Raw genomic sequence first — 17,593 nt, 5'->3', positions numbered from 1 at the left:
GATATGGAGTAAAACTGCACCAACTAATATGCCAAATCATAATATAGATTATAGATTATTAGAGGTGAAAAAATGAATGAAGTAAGGATTATAGGGGAAATAGCCTCTGCACATATGGGAGATGTGAATAAACTTTACTCTATGGTTAAAGCTGTTGCTGATACAGGAGCAAATGGAGTTAAATTTCAATGGTATAAATATAATCATCTAGCAGTAGAAGATTATTATTTTTATGAAGGCTATAAAAAACTGTTTATAACTGAAAACGATTGGGCCAAAATATTATCTTTTGCTAAAAAACACAATCTAGAAATATGGATAGACATATTTGATGATTGGGGTTTAAATCTAGCGGGCAAATATATTTCGATGATAGATGGTTTTAAAATACCTCCTACAATAATACAGTCAGATAGTATCATAGAAAAAATAATGTCATTTAATAAAGTTACTATATTAGGAGTTGGGGGCTGGAAAGATAAAGAAATAAAAGATCTTTTATCAAAACCAAGTTTCGTAAATAAAACAAATCTTATATTAATGCATGGATTTCAAGGGTATCCTACAAAAATTGAAGATATAAATTTGAAGAGAATAAACCATCTGAAAAGGAAGTTTAATCTAAATATGGGTTTTGCAGATCACTATGATGCATCAAAAGAGTTGGCAATAGATATGCCGATATATGCGATATTTGCTGGAGCGACGCTTATAGAAAAGCATATAACGCTAGACCGCTCAAAGAAAGAATATGATTATTATTCATCTTTAGAACCAACTGAATTTAAGGAAATGGTAACAAAGTTAAGGATGGCAGAACGTTCGTTAGGTAGCGAAAAAATTAATCAATCTGAACGTAATTATTTAAAGGATGCACTTAAAGTTGTGGCAAACAAAAATATAAAAAAAGGAGAAATAATAGTTAAAGATAAAGTAGCATATAAGCGATGTCCAGATGAGGAAAATTTAATTATGCCTGATGACTTTAAAAATAGATTACCTATAATAGCAGATGAGGACATCAAAAGAAATAGACCTATAGTAACTGACATTATAGAAACACCAAAGATTACAATAGGTGTAATTTGTCGTTTAAAATCCACTAGGCTTAAAAAGAAAGCAATATTACCAATAAATAATATTGCATCTATAGAGAGATGTTTACTAAATTGTTTGGCAGTTCCAAATGTAGATGATGTAATACTTGCAACATCCTATTTGCCTGAAGACAATCCATTAGAACAATTCACACTAGATGGTAGAGTTAAATTGATACGTTCAGACCCAGATAATGTTGCAAAGAGATTACTTGAAGTTGCTGAATCAACAAATGCAAATATTATCCTACGTGTAACGGGAGATAATCCATTGATTTCTCCTGAAATTTTAGAGATTTTAATAAATTCACATCTTTTAAAAGGTAGTGACATGACAATCCCAGATTATAATGAAATTGCTTTGGGAACAGCAGGAGATGTATATACAGTAGAAGCTTTAAGAAGATTACTTCGTGCAGAAAAACCACTTACTCACACTGAATATTTATCATATTATTTTATAAACAATCCACATATATTTGATGTAAATGTAGTTAGTATGCCCACTAAATTTAGATATCCTAGCTGGAGACTGACATTAGATGAAAAAGATGATTTAAAATTGTTTGAAAAAATATTTTCAGACTTAAAAGTAAATAAAGAAGCATTATATTTTTCAAAAGTACGAGATTATTTACTCAAGAATCCTGACGTAGCAATGATTAATTCACATATAAAAGTCAAATGGACGGATATCAAGCAACTAAAAGAGGAGATACTTAATGCAACGCAACTATAACGCATAAGTATGAATTTGGGTAATTAAATAAAAGCAGGTGAGTTTTATGAAAACCATTAATGGCTACAAACTTGTTGAAGTTAATAATCAATACGAAAGTCTTATTCTAAGATGGCGTAACTTAGAGCATATACGTATTAATATGTATAGAGATACATTAATAGAAGAAAAGGAGCATAGAGAATGGTTAGATAAAATAAAAAATAAGAAAAATATATTGGCTAGACTGATGTTATATGAGAATAAACCAATTGGCTTTGTAAATTTTGTTGATATAGATGATAAAAATAATAAAGCTCATTGGGGATTTTATATAGGAGATAAGGAAGCACCTAGAGGTAGTGGTACAGTTATGGGATTACTAGCATTAGACCTTATATTTTTAGAGCATGGGCTAAGAAAGTTATGTTCTGAAGTTCTTGGCTTTAATAATACGAGCGTAAAATACCATGAAAAATTAGGATTTAAAAAAGAAGGAAGATTAAAAAAACAGATATATAGACGCAATAGATATATCGATGTAGTTTTGATGGGTTTATTCAAAGAAGATTGGATAGAGAGAAGAAAGATAATACTTGAGAAAGTAGGGGTGGATTAATTTATGAAAGAAATAGTATTGGGCAAAAGTAAAATAGGTAAAAATCATCCACCTTTTATAATAGCTGAAATGTCAGGTAATCATAATCATTCATTAGATAGAGCTTTAGAGATAGTGAAAGAGGCTCATAAGTGTGGAGTAAATGCATTAAAGATACAAACATATACAGCAGATACAATGACGTTAAATATAAAGGACAGACAATTTTATATAAATGACTCAAAGAGTTTGTGGAAGGGTGAGTCCTTATACAAGCTATACAAAAAAGCATATACCCCTTGGGAGTGGCACAAGCCTATATTTGACAAGTGTAACGAACTTGGAATAATACCATTTAGTACTCCGTATGATGAAAGTTCGGTGGATTTTTTAGAGACATTAAATCCTCAGTGCTACAAAATAGCTTCTTTTGAAAATACAGATATAAACTTAATAAAAAGAGTTGCTAGGACTGGTAAACCATTGATTATATCAACGGGCATGTCATCTATATCAGATATTGATTTAGCAGTAAAAACTGCTAGAGAAGCTGGATGTAGTGATTTGATACTGCTTAAATGTACTAGTGCATATCCTGCTTTGCCTGAGAATGCAAATATCAAGACTATTCCTCATATGAGTAAGCTTTTTAATGTCCCAGTTGGGTTATCTGACCATACATTTGGGATTGGAGTTGCTATAGCTAGTATTGCGTTAGGGGTTAGGGTAATTGAGAAGCATTTTACATTATGTAGGAATGACGGAGGGGTAGATTCAACATTTTCTCTTGAGCCAAATGAAATGAAATTATTAGTAGATGAAGCAAACAAAGCATATAAAGCTGTAGGTGAGGTTGTTTATGGCTGTACTTCTAATGAGATTAATTCTAAAAAACTAAAAAGGTCACTGTATATAACCAAGGACATAAAAAGAGGGGAAATATTAAGCAAAGAAAACTTACGAGCTATAAGACCGGGATTAGGATTGGAATCTAAATATTATGATATTTTTTTAGGAAAAAAAGTTAATCAAGATATCAAAAAAGGTACTCCTTTAAGTTGGGATTTAATATGACATTATATCATGAATTTAAGGAGGCTTTTTATGGTAGAAAAGTATAATCTAAAACCTAAAGTTAGTATTGTGATTCCAGTATATAATCAAATAGAGTATACAAAAATGTGTTTAAAGAGTATAAAGAGACACACAGATGTTGATTACGAAATAATAGTTATAAATAATGGTTCTATTGATGACACCGAAGAATATTTGCAAAGGCAACAAAACATCATATCTATTCACAATAAAACTAATCTTGGATACCCGAAAGCTATAAATCAAGGTATTGCAATAGCTAGAGGGGACTATATAATACTCCTAAACAACGACTGTATAGTTACTAAAGAATGGGTCAAACGATTAATAAAAGCGTCAAATATACCAAGGGTTGGGATTGTAGGAGTGATGTCTAACTATGCTCAACACCCTCAATTAATCATGTTATTAGATTATGATATAGAAAATATAGATAAAATTACAAAGCAAATTCAAAAAAAATATGATAATCGGTATTTTTATGTTACTAGGATACTTGGTTTTTGTATGCTTATAAAAAAAGAGGTTATTAAAAAAATTGGAGGTTTTGATGATACGTTTGGAATGGGTTTTTTTGAAGACGATGATTTTTCTCTTAGGGCTATTTTAAGTGGCTATAAAAATATAATAGCTAGAGATGTATTTGTATATCATTATGGAAGTGCTACATTTAAAAAGGAAAATATAAGAAGAGACAAATTGCTTAATGAGAATTGGAAAGTTTTTAAAAGAAAATGGGGGCTATCAAATAATGTAGTATTGCAAAAAAATGATTATTTATCAAAATTGAATTTCAAATTTTTAAATAGAATGAATAAACGTAAAATACATATTCCTTTGAAAAAGGAGTAAATAACTTGAGCTTATATATTGGAGGGAATATTATGAGCACAGTATCTATCATTATGACTAGTTATAATAAAGCAAAGTTTATTGGAAAATCTATAGAGGGAATATTGAATCAAACATATAAAGATTTTGAATTGTTTTTAATGGATGATAATTCAAATAAAGAAACGCAACGTGTTATTAATCAGTACTTACACGATAGAAGGATTAAGTATATCAGAAGTGATATAGAAGATGACGAAGAAAGATTGGAGAAAATCAGATATGCAGTATTGATAAATAAAGCTCTGAGATGGATTAATGGTAAGTATGTGTCATATGCTACAGATGATAATGTATATAGGCCTAGACGTATTGAAAAGATGGTAGAATATTTGGAGAACAATCAAGAAGTAAATATATGCTACTCTTCATCTAGAATATCGTACCTAAATAAAAGTAAGCAACCAACAAGAGTAATGGTAAGAAAAGCAAAATCTATACTTTGGATAGCCCCATGTGTGGTAGATCATTGCTCAGTTATGCATAGAGCTAGTATTTTACCTGTTATATATGAAAAGTGGGGTTCTTATTGGGACGAAGACCCTAGGTTTTATTTAAGAGGGGATGCGAAGTTCTTTTGGAGATTAAATCATTTTTGGCCGTTTTATCCTATACGGGAAATATTAGATGACAATGCTATAACTCAAGAATCACTTCACACACAAGTAATATCAAAAAACATAGATTCAGTAATGAAAAAATTACCTAGGCAATGTAGCTGTAGAGAAATGCGAGAACAGCTTAAGTATTTGAGGAGTGAAAGGAATGCCACAAAGTGAGGTTTATTTAGATAATTATTGGAAGGTATATCTTGAGTTTGTAGATAAATGTATAGATGTTAAATACAAAGGTATACCACTTGCATTGATGATAAATTTTTACCAATATCTCGATGAACAAATAAAGACTGAAATAAATAGTATTGAATTCAATAAATATTTAAGCACTAAATATATAGATATTAGTAAAGCAAATATTCAACCAATATTTGAAAGATGGCTTGAACCGCTCAAGAAAGATAAAACCTATTCAAATGGTAAAATACTTCTAAGTTCTGCAAATTTAAGATTTACTAGAAATAGCTATAAAATGTACTTTGACTCTAAGGAAACAATTATGTTGGCACCATGGTCTATAGATAAATATTTTAATATATCAGTGCATAATGTCCATGAATTTAAAGCTGATATTAACAATACTGTTAATGTATTAAAAGCAGAATTAGAAGATATATTTAATTCAAATAGCAGTCATATCCTAATGGGAAACAAGTTTTTTCATGATAAATTTATGAAATCAATTTATTCTATAGTTAACACTATAGCATTAGTAGATATCTATCTAGAACAAACAGATATAGCATGTATAATAATAGGAAGTACCGAAAATTTGATAAATAGAGTACTATCTGTAGTTGGAAGTCAGAAAGGAATACCAAGCATTTGTATGCAGCATGGGTTAATAGGTGGAGAAGAAGCTTTCATGCCAATGTTTTCGAGTGTGGCAGCTGTATACGGAAACTTTGAAAAAGAGTGGTATCTTGAAAGAGGCTTAAAAAAAGAAAGAATATCTATTATAGGACATCTAAAATATGATGATATTTTTACACTAAGATATATGTCTAAAACACAGTTTCGTAAAAAATATAATATAAGATCAAATAAAAAAATCATACTAATAGCAACGCAACCATTTTTTTCAGAAAAATGGAATGAGTTAATAAAATATTTATCAAAAGATAATAATTGCGAAATTATTATAAAACCTCATCCGTGGGAATTATCACGTAGACCTAAGAGAATAAAAGAATATGAAAAAATGGCAAACGAATATTCAAATGTAAAAGTAATAGTTGAAAAAAAGGTTAAACCATATAATGTTATTTCAAATATTGATATATTGCTAACACAGTCATCGACGATTGGATTAGAGGCTATGTTATTCAAAAAACATTTACTTTTATTAGATAATAAAGTAAAGAATTTTTATAACAAACTTGAAAATTTTAACTTTTCAAGTTCGAAGAAATTAGCAAAATATATTATCAAGTTAAATAAAAGTAAAAAAATGCAAAAAGCCAATGCTAAACAATACAAAAAATTTTTAGAGTATGCATATCCACAGGAACTAGCAGGGCTAAAGCTCAAAAAATTGATAGCAAAACTAATCAAGTAATCGGAATAGACAAAAAGAGCCGTTTTATTTGGAACGGCTCTTTAGATTGATGACAAAGTCATCAAGATAGCAGACTTTAGGAAAAGTTCAATTTCAAGGCGTGTTAAAATTGAGTAGCAGAGCTTACTTAGAGGTAAGTGAGCAACGGAAATTTTAACAACAACGCAGAAATTGGGCTTTTGTCTACGGTCTGAAGAGCCGTTTTATTTGAACGGCTCTTCTTAATAAAATATATCGTATAATTACCAAATAGTCCATCCTCCATCAACACGGATATTTGCTCCATTTATGTAGTCTGATGCATCAGAGGCTAATAAAACAATTATTCCCTTCAAATCATTAGGCATACCTATCCTACCTATAGGCACCTTTTTCTCAAGATTGTTTATAAAAAGTTTGTTTTCTTGAACTTTTTTATTTGGAAATGGCCCAGGAGATATAGAATTGCAGGTTATGCCATATTTACCGTAAACAGAAGCAATATACTTTGACATTTGTATAATACCAGCTTTTCCAACTCCGTAGTTAATAGGGTTATAATAATTATTGTCTTCATATATAGATACATCAGGAGCAACAATGCCATACATAGAAGCAATATTTATTATTTTTCCATATTTATTTTTTATCATTTCCTTTAGAACAGGCTGAGTGATATGAAAAATACCGTTAATGCTACCATCTATTCCAGTATTCCATTCTTTTTCTTTCATAGATAAAAATTCAGCACCTTCACAATAATAAGCATTGTTTATAAGAACATCAATTTTTCCGTGTTTTTGCAAAATATTTGAAATAGCCTTTTTAACTGCTGTACTTTTAGATATATCTAGTTGAATACAGTCTACTTTATTGCCATACCTAGATAATCTATTTTTAAGTTCCATATTTTTTTTATTATTACGGCTTGCTACAATCAAAGTTGCACCAAATTTACTGAGAGCTTCGCTCATAGCAGTTCCTAAATAGCCATTTCCTCCAGTTATTAAGACAGTTTTGTTTTTAAGAGAGAACATAGAATTTTCTTTCATATTATAACCTCCAATTCCTAGGATCAACCAAATATGATGGCATATCAGAAAACATATCATTTATATTAATATTACTGACATTTGTAGATGTATCGTAAGTGATATCAACCAATTCCTTTAGTTGATTAATGTTATCTACACCTAAAACAATGCTATCTATGTTTTTATTAGTAAGTAAATATTTAAGTGCAATTTCACATTTGCTTAAATTATACTTTTGTGAAATATTATTTAGCTTTATGATATAACTTTTTAGTTTGCTAAGAGGTAGTGGTAATTTATCAGCATCCATGAATATTAAACCTTGAACAAATGCACTTCTGGAAAAAGTTTTAATATTTTTAGCTTTTAGCGATAGAAATTCTTTAGAAGTTAGGATGCATGAATTAAAAATACTTGCAGGGAATTGGATAGTATCAAAGTTATGTTCTAAAAAAAGGTCAATATTATCTAAATCATAAATAGAGCAGCCTATTTCATTTACAAGGCCTGTGCTCTTTAAATCTTGCATAGTTTTAGCTAAAATTTTGCCATGTTGAATCATATCAGAAAAATCGTGAACGAGTAAATTGTCAATCTTATCAACCTGAAGGTTTTTTAGAGAAGAGTAAATTTGCTGCTTTAAAAACTTTGGAATCTCACTTTTCGAGATTTTTAATTTTGATAAAGATGGAATTTTAGAAGTTATGTATAGATCTTTAATATTGTACAAACTTTTAAATTCACCGATTAATTCTTCACTATCTCCATAAGCTGGTGCAGTATCTATTGATTTAATACCATTAACATAAGCATATTTTAGAATCTTGATATTTTCATCTAAAGTATTTTTTCCTGTATTGTTATTTATGCCATAGTTCATACCTAATTGTGCGGTTCCAAGTGTCAATTTAGATATCATATACAATCCCACTTTCATAAATAGTGACCATTAATAACTTGCCTTATAAGAATAGGTATGCTTAGACATAAAGTTGTATGACAGTTTTAATGTAAGATTATTGGTATTAAATAATTCAGCAAGATAAAGTAAACAAAATACATACAATAATCTCTAAAATAAAATACAGAAGTACTGAATAATGCAAAAACAACAAAATATAGAAAAATAGTATATAAATTGTTTACAAAATCAAATAAATAATGATACAATATACTAAAATAGAAAAAAATGGAGGATGGAATGTGACTGATATTATAATTAGTAATATTAATAAATACATCAAGAAGAAATATATTAAACAAACTTGGATAGCAGAAACCCTTGGAGTAAACAAAATGAATATTAGCAATATACTAAACGGACGCAAAAGAAATGTAACATTAGAGGAACTGAATTCAATTTTAGAAGTGCTAGACTTGAGTTTTGGTGAAGTTAGTAGAATAGATTTTCTAATAGATAGTACACCTTCTAAAATCGTCAGCGAAGAAAGAGCCGCATATGTTTGTAAAGTTGATGATAGTGATATGATTGCAAATAAATCTGTAGAGCTGATACTAAATATTATTGATATAATTGATGTTTTTAAAACAGCTAATGAGGTGGCACATGAATAGTCATAATAAATTAGAGAGTATTATAGAAATTAATAAGGCAATTCATAAACAAATCCAAAAGCTCGTTGAAAAAGATCTGGAAAAATATAAAAGATTTGGCGTAAATAATGCAGATATAGCAAAACAAATAATAAATGAAAAGTATGAGCTGATTGAGCTTCCAATAAAAAATAACTTATTGGCAGGTATAATAGTTAGAAAAAATGAAAGCTTCTACTATTTTGTTAATTCATCAATTCCAAGAACACTTCAAAATCTGTTACATTTACATGGACTTTACTACTTACTACATGGTGATAAAAAAGATATTTATATTATAAAAAACGAAATAGAGACAAGCGTAAATATTAACAATAGAAAGGCTATTTATTATGCATCGCTTATGATGTTAGATAAAGAATCAATAAGAAGTAATTATTATTATCTAAAAAATGATAGAAAGCTTCCTCTGAAATTGATAGTTTATAATTTAATGATGTTATATAAAACAACATACCATACTATTTTAATAAGATTATTTGAAATAAAGTGTATAGAAAGATTTGATATTTTGGAGGACTGCTTTAAAGATTTTGATAATAAAAGAATACACAACGAATTTAAAGAAATTGGTCTAGATACATGTATTTTAGAAAGTAGTAACACAAAATCTATGGGTAATTTTAAGCTATATGTAGAACAATCAAGAAATAACAATAATTTGCTAGAAGATTTTATTAATATAAACATATCTGAATACAACAATATAATAAAAGAACTACAGTGTATGCAGGAGTGCAAATGATGGATTATATAAATGAATTATTAGCTTGTAATCTAACGGATATAAGCAAAAAGATAATAAAAAAAGATGTTATTTTTTATGATGCATGTTTGATTGGCAGTCATGCTAGAAAGAACCAGGTATCCAATAAATATGATATGATAGATTATTTTAATGAGGATGATTTGATTATTTTAACAGATAAAGTGTTAGAAGAAGCTTTAAACATAAACTTTAGAGATAAAAGAGAGCAAAATGTTCAATATATAAAACAGCTAAAACAAAAGGTCAGTGATATCATATTATTAAAAGAATCTGACTTAGAAAATCTCTTAATATTAAAACATAGCAATAAAGCATATGTTAGAAGTATAATTCAACATAGTATAAAAGGTGCGTTGGTTGATTTGCCGATGAATTACAAGAAACCGATATATGATAATAAGATTTTAGGCAAGCAAGACTTTATAAAAAAAGCGTTGTCCATATTAGACATTGTTAAGCGAGATAGGGGTAAAGTATCTATACTTATATGCTTATTGGTTATGAAAAATATAAAAAATAAAAATTTTAGAGTTATATCTGATGATTATCAATGTTTTAACTATATAAATAGAATTTTTAATAAAGGAGAAAATCTATCTAGAGCATATATAGAATCTACAGCTAAAATAGTCCAACAATTATATGACTCAAGAATATGGAATGATAAGTGTACTATTGATATAAAACAGACATTAGATTTAATGAGTAACAAAGAACATTATAAAACAAAATACTATAAAATTATAGATGGAATTAAATGTGATAATCTTATAACCAAGAAAATAACAAATGAACAATTGGCTTTTTATATATGTAACAGAATGGTTAAAATTAAATATTAATAAGAGATATTATTATATGTTTTTTATTAAAATATAATCTAAGGAGGCTAGCGATGAAGGATTGTTTCGATATGATTTTCAATAACTTCGCTACAGATATGATGCTCAAAGAGTATAACTGTTTTGTAGAAACGGATTTACACTACAATAAAGTTAAAGAATTTTTAGAGAGTAATAGCGATAGATATAATCAAATTTTAAATATGTTAGAAGAAAGAGATAGAGACTTTATAAAAGAGTATATAAGTAACATGTGTAGTAAGGAATCAAGTCCTATTCAACATGTTTATATAAGTGGATATAGGGATTGTGTACAATTGCTAAAAAAGGTTGGAGCTATATAAAGATAAAAATATGGTAGACCCAGATGAAGGCATCTACCACAAAAATGAAAAAATTAGCACGTACAGTATACATCTATTTACTCAAAAAAGCAAATATTTATTATTACAAAATGTTTATAAATTTGCTATATATAATGAGATGATTGACATTATAGTTGGTTTTAATTTACAATGGATTTAAGTGAAATTGGTAAATATCTACATATTAGTATATTGAACCAATAAAAAGATGAGGGGTGGATGGATGAATAAGCTATTATCATTTATATTAATTATTGCCATATTTTTTAGTGTGCTAGGTGTTAATAACATGCAAGTTTGTTTAGCTACTAAGCAAAACGATATGTCAGACATATCAGAACATTGGGCTAGAAATACCATATTAGAATGGACGGCGAAAGGCATAATAAAAGGTTATGCAGATAATACATTTAGACCAGATAATAATATGTCTAAGGCAGAATTCATAACACTAATAAACAAAATGTATGGGTATTACAATAAATCAAATATAAACTACGCTGATATAAAAGGTGATGAATGGTATGCAAGAGCAGTATCAATAGCAAAAGCAAGTGGATATATGAAGTGGTATACCAATGACAAACTAGATGCGAGCAAAGAAATAACAAGACAAGAAATATGCGCAGTATTAGCAGTGATAATGTGTTTAGAAGAGCCTAAAGATTTAATGGATGATAAAATAATGAAATCATATGTTAATCAAATGGTAGATAAGGGTTATATGAAGGGATATACGGATGGCACCTTTAATCCACAGGACAATATAACTAGGGCAGAGATGCTAATAATGCTTGGTAGAGTAATAGGAGAATTCATTAATAGTGATAATAATAGAGCGCTAGAAAACGAGGTAAGAGTAGTAGATGGAAATATTACTGTAAATACAAATACAGCAAAAATAAAAAATATTACCGTAAATGGTGATCTAATATTGTCAGCTGGAATAGATGGAGATATATTTTTAGAGAATGTAACAGTTAAAGGGAGAATAATAGTATACGGAAGAGGGAAAAGTGCTCTGAAATTGAAAGGCAGTAAAATAAAGAAAATAATAGCATTAAAACATCAAGGAAATATAGACATAGAGTCAGAAGATAGTGAGATAGAAGAACTGATACTAAAATCAGATGGTATATTATTTGGCGATTTTCAAGATATTCAAATACAAGGAAGTAAAAATGAAGTAAAATTAAACGGAAGATTTAATAAAATATTAGTTCAAAAAACTGCAAATATTAGAATAGCAAATGATACTAGAATTAATACACTTGTTATTGATAAAAAAGCTATTGGTAGCCAAATAGATATAAAGAAGGGCACAACAATTAATAAAATGGAGTTTAACGCAAAGACAAGTGTTACAGGAAGTGGAAAAATCAATAGAATAATTATAAATGCTAAAGGAGTCTATATAGAGCAAAAGAAGAACAAAACAAATGCAGATGACGATGAGCCAGTTCCAGATACAAGAAATCCTATTATTGCAAATAGTGTGATATCAGTATCAAATGTAACTCAATCGGGCTTCAAAATAAATTGGAATAAAGCAACAGATAACAAAAGCAATCAATCAGACCTAGAGTATATAACATATTATTCATTATCAAATAACATAGAAACATATCAAGAAGCAGAGACCAATGGAATAGCAGTAGGAAACTACGAAAAGGATATAACCACAAAGCAGATAACAGGGTTAACTGGTGATACAACATATTACTTTAATGTAGTAGTAAAAGACGAAGCAGGAAACAAAAGTGTATATCAGGTTAATAGTCAAAAGACATTAGCGTTACCAGATACACAGTCACCGACAGTAACAAATGATAATCTGACGGTAGATAACGTTGCAGAAACAACAATAGATGTAAGTTGGATAAAAGCGATAGATAACAAAAGCAATCAATCAGACCTAGAGTATATAACATATTATTCATTATCAAATAACATAGGAACATATCAAGAAGCAGAGACTAATGGAATAGCAGTAGGAAACTACGAAAAGGATATAACCACAAAGCAGATAACAGGGTTAACTGGTGATACAACATATTACTTTAATGTAGTAGTAAAAGACGAAGCAGGAAACAAAAGTGTATATCAGGTTAATAGTCAAAAGACATTAGCGTTACCAGATACACAACCACCATCAGTAACAAATGATAACCTGACGGTAGATAACGTTGCAGAAACAACAATAGATGTAAGTTGGGTAAAAGCGATAGATAACAAAAGCAATCAATCAGACCTAGAGTATATAACATATTATTCATTATCAAATAACATAGAAACATATCAAGAAGCAGAGACCAATGGAATAGCAGTAGGAAACTACGAAAAGGATATAACCACAAAGCAGATAACAGGGTTAACTGGTGATACAACATATTACTTTAATGTAGTTGTAAAAGACGAAGTAGGAAATAAAGCATCATATATAATGAATAGCAAGAAAACTGTAAAACCTGTTTATATGTATTTTGCAGAGATGACAAGCAATAAAATATATAGAGCCAATCCAGATGGAACAGATGTATCAGAGTATTTAAAAGAAAGTCATGGTGTTAAAGAGCCTAGAGCAATAGCGGTAGGTTGTGGTTATTTATATTGGGTAAATGATGGAGAGACTAAGATATATTATAAAGATTTAGATGTAAGTGGAGGTATTGGAAGTTTTGATGTTGGTACTTCTCCATACGCAATAGCAATAGATAAAGATAATAATAAAATATACTGGAGTGATACGGATAGTAAAATGAAGAGAAGTAATTTGGACGGTTCTAATATAGAAGATTTTGTAACTACAAATGGACAAGCAGAATCAATAGCAGTAGGATGTGGATATGTTTACTGGGGAAATGAGAATTATGATATAAAACGTATAAAAATTGATAAATCAGAAAATCGCACTATAGTTAAAGAAGTTTTTGCAACTGCAATAGTAGTTGATACAAATAATAATAAAATCTATTGGGCTGATTACGATAACAAAAAAATAACTAGTTCTGATTTATTGGGAGATAGTAAAGAAGATATAAGAACAGATAAAGTGAAAAGTGTCTATTATGGAGTATCAATATATGAGGGTAATATATATTACAGTGATGAGGATAATCGTTCAATAGAGAAGATAGGAATTACTGATTCATCAAAAGATAGTAAAGTAATATCTGAAACAAATAAAGAATATTATGGAATAGCTCATGATTAAAATATAAAAATCGAAGGGGGATGAGAATATGAGTGAAGGATTTATAGGAGAGATACGCATGTTTGCAGGAAATTTTGCACCAAAAGGGTGGGCTTTTTGTAATGGGCAAATAATGAGTATATCAAGTAATCAAGCATTATTTTCTATATTAAGTACTACTTATGGGGGAGATGGTAGGACGTCGTTTGCACTCCCAGATTTAAGAGGAAGAGTAGCAATTGGAACTGGTGAAGGAGCCGGATTATCAGGAAAAGTGCTAGGACAAAGAGGTGGAGTTGAATATGTAAAGCTTTCCGCACATGAGATGCCAACTCACACGCATGCAGCTACGACATCTTGCAATATAGATATATCAGCAACAGGTACTATAAAATGTACAAATGGAGGAGTAGACACAAATAATCCAGAAGGGAATAATATCAGTCAGTCTAAATCTACAACAAAGGTATATAGTGATGGAGAATCCAACAAGAGGATGAAAGAAGGTAATGTCGATATAAACATTGATCAAACAAACTTTAATTTATCAACTCAGATAACAGAGGCAGGTGGGAATAATCCCCATACTAATATGCAACCTTACAGCTGTATAAATTACATTATATGTATAGATGGATTATATCCACCAAAAAATTAATAATAAAAAATACTAAAGAGAGGCTATTAAATATTAGCTTCTCTTTCTTCTAAAATAAGAGATTTATTTAAAAGTATAGAAATAATATATTGCTTATTGTATAATTTATAATATGCAGAAAGGTGGTGATATAATGGAAAATAATAAAAATATTGGAAGATTAGCAAATGGCTATTTTTAACATCTATGCTTGTATTTCTTGCTTTAGGGTTAGATGTTGTAGTTTCTATGACTATGAGTAACGTGATTTCAAAGCAAGCATCATATAGGATGCTAATCAGCAATTCTACGACAGTATTTGTATGGGGGATAGTAGCAATTTTAACATTTAAATTCATAAAAATAGTAATGAGAAAATTTATAATTCATGGTCAAATGTAAATACCAAATCAATAATATCATTTATGGTATTTGCTGGTGTGATAATAGCACTTAATTTTGTTGTAAAAGACCAAAAACTACCTGACATAGTGCAAGAGTTATCTAATTTAAAAGAAAGGTACAAGGAGTTTGGTACTGCTATATAATAAGAAATATCTATTCTATACTAGAAGCTATGTTAATGACTTTAATAGTAGTGCTTAGTCAAATATGGGGAGACAAAAAATTCGCAAAAAATTTGATACCTTATGGTGGATTTGTATTAGCATTAACATGGGGATTGGTTCATATATTGACAAAGGACTTTACTACAGGGATTTATGTAGCTGTAGTTGCATTTATAGTGTGGGTAGGATTTAAGCTATGTAATAAGAACTTATTACTTACGTATTTATTAGCTCTATTCATATTTATTTTTTAAAATAAGGCTATTTTATAAGGGGGAGTAACCATGAAAGCTATAGAGATAAACAATCTTGAAAAGAGATATGGTGAAGTTGTAGCCGTAAATGATGTATCGTTTTCTGTTAAAGAAGGAAGCATATGTGCAATATTAGGACCAAATGGTTCAGGTAAGACTACTATTATCAAAAGCATTTGTAATCTTATAATACCTGATAATGGTCAAATTATGCTATATGGCAAAGAAAATAAAAGAAGTATAGACAAGATAGCAGCACTATTTGAAGGTACAAGGAATTTATATTGGAGACTTACTCCTAGGGAAAATCTAAGGTATTTTGCAGGGCTTAGAGGCATAGGAGGAAAGAAAATTGAGAAAGAAATAGATAGGCTTTTAGATATGTTTAATTTGGGAGACAAAAAAGATATTGTAGTTAATAAACTTTCAAGAGGAATGAGGCAAAAAACAGCCATAGCAATGACATTAATATGTGATACAGATATCATATTGTTAGATGAACCGACTTTAGGTTTAGACATTAGTAGTTTTATAGACATAAAAGATATACTTAGAGATATCGCATCAGGCATGAATAAGACTATACTTCTAAGTACTCATAATATGGATTTAGTAGAAGAAGTTTGTGACGATGTTGTGATCTTGAATAAAGGTAAGCTTGTCACTGTAGATTCAGTAAGTAGTCTGAAAGACATGTTTAAAAGTAAAACTTATGAGATAGTTTTATCTAATGCTATTAGCGATGATGAGAAGCAAGCGTTGTTAGAAGAAAGTAAGAAATTTTATTTTACAGATGACTTAACTGTAGAAGTAGATATAATGAGTACGGAAGAACTGTATAGTATTATAGATACATTTAAAGAGAAGGGTATCTATGTTAAAGAGATTAAGCAAAATAATATTAATTTCGGTAGAATATATTTGAGCCTTACAAATGGAGGTGTAAAATAATGAAGAACGTATATTATTTGTTTAAGGTATCAATACAAAAATCCTTCATACAGACTATTAGATATAGATTTAACACACTTTCAGAAATTTTGAGTTTTTATTTTTTATTCCTTGGTATGTTTTATGGTATAAAAATGTTTGGAGTAGGGATGAATGTCAGCAAGGTCAATTTAGGAAACACACTAGAAGGGTTTGTAGTAGGCTATTTCTTGTGGACTATTATGATTATGGTTTATTCGGATACAGCACATGGTATAATTTCGGATGCTAATAGAGGTACACTAGAGCAAATTAGTATGTCAAATGCTAGACTTCAAAATGTACTAGTAATACGAAGCCTTAGTAATCTTATAGTTAATTTAATAATTTGTTTTATCGTTTTAATATGTGTAATGGAAACAACAGGATACTGGTTAGATATAAATATATTATTATTATTACCAATTATTATAATAGGTATATTTAGTATGTTAGGGATAGGGCTGATATTTGGAGGACTAGCACTTATATTTAAAAAAATACAGTCATTACTGAATGTTATACAATATTTTTTGATTGCACTAGTTTTACCAAGTAAAGGAAGTATACTAGACTCTATATTGCCGTTTAGACCTACAACAATATGTGCATTTAAAATTATTATGGGCAAACAATCGTTATTATCATTTTCTGCAATAGATTATGTATTATTGATAACCAATTCAGCAGTTTATTTTGTTATTGGTATAATAGTATTTAAGAAGTGTAGTGAAATAGCTAGAAAAAGAGGACTGCTCGGTCAGTACTAATAGAAGATAGGTATATATAGGGGG

General features: G+C 29.2%; 18 protein-coding genes. 16 read left to right on the top strand and 2 right to left on the bottom strand.

What is annotated here, in order from left to right:
- Positions 1-72: 72 nt before the first annotated feature.
- From P3X86_RS15700 to P3X86_RS15675, 6 genes are read left to right on the top strand one after another with little or no spacing between them, the layout of a single operon-like run.
- On the top strand, positions 73-1,836 hold the full coding sequence (locus tag P3X86_RS15700; RefSeq protein ID WP_483293663.1) for an N-acetylneuraminate synthase family protein: 1,764 nt from the start codon (positions 73-75) through the stop codon (positions 1,834-1,836).
- Between the two features lie 46 nt (positions 1,837-1,882).
- The gene (pseH, locus tag P3X86_RS15695) at positions 1,883-2,434 is read left to right on the top strand and encodes a UDP-4-amino-4,6-dideoxy-N-acetyl-beta-L-altrosamine N-acetyltransferase (RefSeq protein WP_483293662.1); all 552 of its coding nucleotides are present in this window, start codon (positions 1,883-1,885) and stop codon (positions 2,432-2,434) included.
- 3 nt (positions 2,435-2,437) lie between these two features.
- Positions 2,438-3,487 (top strand): pseudaminic acid synthase, encoded by a 1,050-nt coding sequence (gene pseI / locus P3X86_RS15690; protein WP_483293661.1) that lies wholly within the window; start codon positions 2,438-2,440, stop codon positions 3,485-3,487.
- 30 nt (positions 3,488-3,517) lie between these two features.
- Positions 3,518-4,360: a glycosyltransferase family 2 protein gene (locus P3X86_RS15685; RefSeq protein ID WP_483293660.1), complete on the top strand. Its 843-nt coding sequence runs from the start codon at positions 3,518-3,520 to the stop codon at positions 4,358-4,360.
- Positions 4,361-4,392: 32 nt separating this feature from the next.
- Complete coding sequence (locus tag P3X86_RS15680) at positions 4,393-5,178, top strand: glycosyltransferase family 2 protein (protein ID WP_483293659.1); 786 nt, start codon at positions 4,393-4,395, stop codon at positions 5,176-5,178.
- Positions 5,165-6,574, top strand: a complete 1,410-nt coding sequence (locus P3X86_RS15675; RefSeq protein WP_483293658.1) for a capsular polysaccharide export protein, LipB/KpsS family — start codon at positions 5,165-5,167, stop codon at positions 6,572-6,574. Before P3X86_RS15680 ends, P3X86_RS15675 begins: the two co-directional genes overlap by 14 nt.
- Before the next feature lie 242 nt (positions 6,575-6,816).
- Here P3X86_RS15675 and P3X86_RS15670 read toward each other — a convergent pair whose 3' ends face one another.
- Together P3X86_RS15670 and P3X86_RS15665 are read right to left on the bottom strand one after the other, a co-directional pair.
- Positions 6,817-7,605 carry an SDR family oxidoreductase gene (locus P3X86_RS15670; protein ID WP_483293657.1) on the bottom strand — a complete coding sequence of 263 codons (789 nt, stop codon included), beginning with the start codon at positions 7,603-7,605 and terminating at the stop codon, positions 6,817-6,819.
- Between the two features lies 1 nt (position 7,606).
- Entirely contained in the window at positions 7,607-8,506 is a 900-nt protein-coding gene (locus P3X86_RS15665) for an aldo/keto reductase (protein WP_483293656.1), read from the bottom strand.
- Positions 8,507-8,790: 284 nt separating this feature from the next.
- On the opposite strand from P3X86_RS15665, the gene P3X86_RS15660 reads away from it, so the two are divergent.
- The 10 genes from P3X86_RS15660 to P3X86_RS15615 all read left to right on the top strand — a co-directional run bounded on the left by P3X86_RS15660 (position 8,791) and on the right by P3X86_RS15615 (position 17,569).
- On the top strand, positions 8,791-9,162 hold the full coding sequence (locus P3X86_RS15660; RefSeq protein WP_483293655.1) for a helix-turn-helix domain-containing protein: 372 nt from the start codon (positions 8,791-8,793) through the stop codon (positions 9,160-9,162).
- Positions 9,155-9,946, top strand: a complete 792-nt coding sequence (locus P3X86_RS15655) for a hypothetical protein (RefSeq protein WP_483293654.1) — start codon at positions 9,155-9,157, stop codon at positions 9,944-9,946. The genes P3X86_RS15660 and P3X86_RS15655 overlap by 8 nt, the downstream gene beginning before the upstream one ends.
- On the top strand, positions 9,946-10,812 hold the full coding sequence (locus tag P3X86_RS15650) for a hypothetical protein (protein ID WP_483293653.1): 867 nt from the start codon (positions 9,946-9,948) through the stop codon (positions 10,810-10,812). Before P3X86_RS15655 ends, P3X86_RS15650 begins: the two co-directional genes overlap by 1 nt.
- Positions 10,813-10,865: 53 nt before the next feature.
- Positions 10,866-11,156 carry a hypothetical protein gene (locus tag P3X86_RS15645; protein WP_483293652.1) on the top strand — a complete coding sequence of 97 codons (291 nt, stop codon included), beginning with the start codon at positions 10,866-10,868 and terminating at the stop codon, positions 11,154-11,156.
- A 244-nt stretch (positions 11,157-11,400) separates the two neighbouring features.
- The gene (locus P3X86_RS15640; RefSeq protein ID WP_483293651.1) at positions 11,401-14,391 is read left to right on the top strand and encodes an S-layer homology domain-containing protein; all 2,991 of its coding nucleotides are present in this window, start codon (positions 11,401-11,403) and stop codon (positions 14,389-14,391) included.
- 28 nt (positions 14,392-14,419) lie between these two features.
- Positions 14,420-15,028: a phage tail protein gene (locus P3X86_RS15635; protein ID WP_483293650.1), complete on the top strand. Its 609-nt coding sequence runs from the start codon at positions 14,420-14,422 to the stop codon at positions 15,026-15,028.
- Positions 15,029-15,262: 234 nt separating this feature from the next.
- Positions 15,263-15,409, top strand: coding sequence for a hypothetical protein (locus tag P3X86_RS15630; protein ID WP_483293649.1), 147 nt, complete (start codon positions 15,263-15,265; stop codon positions 15,407-15,409).
- Between the two features lie 181 nt (positions 15,410-15,590).
- Entirely contained in the window at positions 15,591-15,830 is a 240-nt protein-coding gene (locus tag P3X86_RS15625) for a hypothetical protein (protein WP_483293648.1), read from the top strand.
- A 30-nt stretch (positions 15,831-15,860) separates the two neighbouring features.
- Positions 15,861-16,781 (top strand): ABC transporter ATP-binding protein, encoded by a 921-nt coding sequence (locus P3X86_RS15620; protein ID WP_483293647.1) that lies wholly within the window; start codon positions 15,861-15,863, stop codon positions 16,779-16,781.
- Complete coding sequence (locus P3X86_RS15615) at positions 16,781-17,569, top strand: hypothetical protein (RefSeq protein WP_483293646.1); 789 nt, start codon at positions 16,781-16,783, stop codon at positions 17,567-17,569. The genes P3X86_RS15620 and P3X86_RS15615 overlap by 1 nt, the downstream gene beginning before the upstream one ends.
- Positions 17,570-17,593: the final 24 nt, after the last annotated feature.

The organism is Abyssisolibacter sp. ZYX002, from assembly GCF_056892235.1.
This window is presented reverse-complemented; position numbering and strand designations above follow the sequence as displayed.

Bases quoted from the DNA above. Each gene is read 5' to 3' on its own strand.
- P3X86_RS15700 (WP_483293663.1), top strand. From the start codon at position 73: ATGAATGAAGTAAGGATTATAGGGGAAATAGCCTCTGCACATATGGGA.
- pseH (WP_483293662.1), top strand. From the start codon at position 1,883: ATGAAAACCATTAATGGCTACAAACTTGTTGAAGTTAATAATCAATAC.
- pseI (WP_483293661.1), top strand. From the start codon at position 2,438: ATGAAAGAAATAGTATTGGGCAAAAGTAAAATAGGTAAAAATCATCCA.
- P3X86_RS15685 (WP_483293660.1), top strand. From the start codon at position 3,518: ATGGTAGAAAAGTATAATCTAAAACCTAAAGTTAGTATTGTGATTCCA.
- P3X86_RS15680 (WP_483293659.1), top strand. From the start codon at position 4,393: ATGAGCACAGTATCTATCATTATGACTAGTTATAATAAAGCAAAGTTT.
- P3X86_RS15675 (WP_483293658.1), top strand. From the start codon at position 5,165: ATGCCACAAAGTGAGGTTTATTTAGATAATTATTGGAAGGTATATCTT.
- P3X86_RS15670 (WP_483293657.1), bottom strand. From the start codon at position 7,605: ATGAAAGAAAATTCTATGTTCTCTCTTAAAAACAAAACTGTCTTAATA.
- P3X86_RS15665 (WP_483293656.1), bottom strand. From the start codon at position 8,506: ATGATATCTAAATTGACACTTGGAACCGCACAATTAGGTATGAACTAT.
- P3X86_RS15655 (WP_483293654.1), top strand. From the start codon at position 9,155: ATGAATAGTCATAATAAATTAGAGAGTATTATAGAAATTAATAAGGCA.
- P3X86_RS15650 (WP_483293653.1), top strand. From the start codon at position 9,946: ATGGATTATATAAATGAATTATTAGCTTGTAATCTAACGGATATAAGC.
- P3X86_RS15645 (WP_483293652.1), top strand. From the start codon at position 10,866: ATGAAGGATTGTTTCGATATGATTTTCAATAACTTCGCTACAGATATG.
- P3X86_RS15640 (WP_483293651.1), top strand. From the start codon at position 11,401: ATGAATAAGCTATTATCATTTATATTAATTATTGCCATATTTTTTAGT.
- P3X86_RS15635 (WP_483293650.1), top strand. From the start codon at position 14,420: ATGAGTGAAGGATTTATAGGAGAGATACGCATGTTTGCAGGAAATTTT.
- P3X86_RS15630 (WP_483293649.1), top strand. From the start codon at position 15,263: ATGAGTAACGTGATTTCAAAGCAAGCATCATATAGGATGCTAATCAGC.
- P3X86_RS15625 (WP_483293648.1), top strand. From the start codon at position 15,591: ATGACTTTAATAGTAGTGCTTAGTCAAATATGGGGAGACAAAAAATTC.
- P3X86_RS15620 (WP_483293647.1), top strand. From the start codon at position 15,861: ATGAAAGCTATAGAGATAAACAATCTTGAAAAGAGATATGGTGAAGTT.
- P3X86_RS15615 (WP_483293646.1), top strand. From the start codon at position 16,781: ATGAAGAACGTATATTATTTGTTTAAGGTATCAATACAAAAATCCTTC.